Origin of the sequence: Sphingopyxis sp., from assembly GCF_036402335.1 — a bacterium.
Classification (GTDB): domain Bacteria; phylum Pseudomonadota; class Alphaproteobacteria; order Sphingomonadales; family Sphingomonadaceae; genus Sphingopyxis.
In genome coordinates this window covers 1-2,037 of sequence record NZ_DASWTD010000400.1, presented here as the reverse complement: position 1 = coordinate 2,037, position 2,037 = coordinate 1, and the positions used below count along the sequence as shown (strand labels likewise).

Sequence of the window (2,037 nt, the reverse complement as noted above, 5' to 3'; positions counted from 1 at the left end):
CGACGACAGCGGCAAGAATTATCGGTTCGATGGCGCGTGGCGGCCGCTCGAGGAAAAGCGCATCTGGCTGAGGGTAAAGGCCGGCCCGTTCGTGCTGCCGGTGCCGCGCACCGTCTATCGCTCGGTCCACGGCCCGGTGGTGAAGAATGAAAAGGGCGCCTTCGCGATCCGCTACGCGGGGATCGACCAGGCGAATATGGTCACCCAATATTACCGGCTGAACAAGGCGAAGAATTTCGCCGAATGGCGCGCGGCGATGGCGGGTCAGGGCGTGCCCGCGACCAATTTCATTTACGCCGATGCGAAGGGCAATATCGGGCTCTTCTACAATGCGATGTTCCCCGACCGGCAGCCGGGCTTCAACTGGCGCGGCGTGCTGCCCGGCGACACGTCGGCGGACCTCTGGACCCAGACGCTGCCGTTCGATCGTGTGCCGACGCTGGTTAATCCGCGCTCGGGCTATGTGATGAACGCGAACAACACCCCGTGGGTCGCGGCGGGGCCGGGCGACGAACTCGACGCCGCAGCCTTTTCGCCGCTGCTCGGGATCGAGGACGATATGACCAACCGCGCGACGCGGCTGATCACCTTGTTCGAGGCATCGGGGCAGATCGACGAGGCGCGGCTGAAGGCGATCAAATATGACACCGCCTATGCCCAGACGGGCTATGCGAAGGCGTGGATGGACCGGGTGCTCGCGCTCGACACAAAGGATGATCCGGCACTCGCGCAGGCGCAAAGCCTGCTGCGCGCGTGGGACTGGAACCTCGACGGCAAGGGGAAGGGCGACGCGCTGGCGCTGATGGTGCTCCGTCCCGCGAACGGCAGCCATTACCAGCGCCGCGCCGCGCCCGATCCGCGCACCGTACTGAAAGAAACGGTCGCGCACTTGCAGGAGCATTTCGGCGGGCTCGATCCGAAGCTCGGCACCGTGCTCCGCTTGCGCCATGGCGAAGGGGCGTCGCGGGTCGACCTGCCGCTCGACGGCGGCAACGACACGGTGCGCGCCTCGACGCTGTGGGACGCCGAGCCCGACGGGCGGCTGAAGGTGCGTCATGGCGACAGTTTCATCATGTTCGTGACGTGGGACAAGGCGGGCCGGGTGCGGTCCGAATCGATCCAGCCGTTCGGTGCGGCGACGACGCGCCCCCAGAGCCCGCACTATAATGACCAGGCGCCGCTGTTCGTCGCGCACAAGCTCAAGCCCGTGCTGTTCGATCCGGCGGCGCTGAAGGCGAGCGGGGCGCGTTTCTATCGGCCTTGAATGCCGGTAAATGCTGTCCTAAACCATTGATACAGTGCCGTCCGGCACCCGGTCAAAGCAGGCCCGGCCTGCGTCGGCAAAGAGGATCTTCATGCCCCGTTTCCATCGCTTCGCGCTCGCCCTGGCGGTCACCACTTCGCTCGTCGCCGCCGGTCCCGCCCTTGCCAAGGCAAAGGCGGGCGAGGCCGCCCCGATCGCCGAGCTCGTGAAGGCCGTCGATATCCCGTACGAAGCCTTTACGCTCGACAACGGCCTGCGCGTGATCGTGCACGAGGACCGCAAGGCACCCGTCGTCGCGGTGTCGGTATGGTATCGCGTCGGGTCGAAGCATGAGCCCAAGGGCAAGACGGGTTTTGCCCATCTGTTCGAACATCTGATGTTCAACGGGTCGGAAAATTCGCCCGGCGACTTCTTCGAGCCGCTGCAGCAGGTCGGCGCGACCGACAGCAACGGGACGACCAACGTCGATCGCACCAATTATTTCGAGACGGTGCCGACCGGCGCGCTCGACCGCGCGCTCTTCCTCGAAAGCGACCGCATGGGGCACCTGCTCGGCGCGGTGACGCAGGAGAAGCTCGATAACCAGCGCGGCGTCGTCCAGAACGAGAAGCGCCAGGGCGACAACAATCCCTATGGCTTGCTGCGCTACGAGATTTTCGAGAATCTCTTCCCGACGGGGCACCCCTATCACCACAGCACGATCGGTTCGATGGGCGACCTCAACTCGGCGAGCCTCGCCGATGTGAAGAAGTGGTTCACCGACAATTACGGCC

2 protein-coding genes are annotated in these 2,037 nt (G+C 65.1%); both read left to right on the top strand.

Annotated elements, in window-relative coordinates:
• On the top strand, positions 1-1,264 hold a 1,264-nt coding region (locus VGD20_RS12890), incomplete at its 5' end, for a penicillin acylase family protein (RefSeq protein WP_331134832.1).
• A 91-nt stretch (positions 1,265-1,355) separates the two neighbouring features.
• The coding region (locus tag VGD20_RS12885; protein WP_331134831.1) for a pitrilysin family protein at positions 1,356-2,037 on the top strand (682 nt) is incomplete at its 3' end.